Below are 773 nucleotides of genomic sequence, written 5' to 3'. Positions count from 1 at the left end.
AAAAGATAGCATATTTTATGAAACTTGTCGGCTGGGAACAGCTTGCAACGCAAGGTGTCCCCAGATGGCAAGTCCACAAAAGGGTAGCTGGCGGCAGCCAGCGCAGGGGAAGCGTAGCGTCCCCTGTATGATTTGGAGCAGACCATGACTGCGGAAAATCACAGCCCTCCGGCGAGGAGCCTTCGGAGAACGCAATGCACCAACCTTTGGGTGGTGTATAATTGCGCCCTTAGTAAACTAAGGGGGTTCCGGCATCTCCCGTTCCAGCAGTTTTTTCAATAGTTCCTGCGTGTCCTGTCTGTGAAAAATGAGTTTCAACAACAGCATGACATCATCATCTGTCAGGCGTTCCGGTTCTTGCAGAAAACTTTCCAGCATACCGCCACGTTCAGGCAAGGGCAGCGTCCTCCTTTCCCGGTATCAGCACATAAATCCTGTTTGGTTCTCCAATGCCCTGACGCACCCGCATGATAAGTCCGGCAGTTTCCAGTTCATTCAGAGAACGCTTGACCGTCATGGAGCTGCGGGACAGGACTGCGGCAATGGCTGTGACAGGGAAGCAGACAAAGAGGATTCCGTTCTCGTCCTCCTGCCCTTTGGAGAGCATAGCGTCCAGCATCCGGCAGTACATGACCTTTGCGGTGCTGCTGACTGGAAATCCTGTCAACGCTCTGGGAAAAGGCATACAGGGCGGCAATGGTGTGTCTATCGTCATAAATTCAAAATTCATTCTGTGTGTTCCTCCTTTTTCTTTGCTCGTTTGGATAAATAAC

The 773-nt window shown here is 51.4% G+C and carries 1 protein-coding gene and 1 pseudogene; both read right to left on the bottom strand.

Annotated features, from left to right (window positions below; translation table 11 throughout):
- Window positions 1–237 precede the first annotated feature (237 nt).
- Window positions 238–417 (bottom strand): annotated as a pseudogene (locus tag PGQ38_RS19385) (DUF3847 domain-containing protein); the annotation flags it as partial.
- Window positions 389–730 carry a DeoR family transcriptional regulator gene (locus PGQ38_RS19380; protein WP_005927681.1) on the bottom strand — a complete coding sequence of 114 codons (342 nt, stop codon included), beginning with the start codon at window positions 728–730 and terminating at the stop codon, window positions 389–391. The gene PGQ38_RS19380 and the pseudogene PGQ38_RS19385, both read right to left, overlap by 29 nt.
- Window positions 731–773 lie beyond the last annotated feature (43 nt).

The organism is Blautia faecis, assembly GCF_027662325.1.
Lineage (GTDB): Bacteria > Bacillota > Clostridia > Lachnospirales > Lachnospiraceae > Blautia_A > Blautia_A faecis.
The sequence above is the reverse complement of the archived record's forward strand: the minus strand, read 5'-3'. Positions and strand labels throughout refer to the sequence as shown.

What these genes read in the sequence shown, in the direction of transcription:
- PGQ38_RS19380 (WP_005927681.1), bottom strand. Translation starts at nt 730, where the DNA reads ATGAATTTTGAATTTATGACGATAGACACACCATTGCCGCCCTGTATG.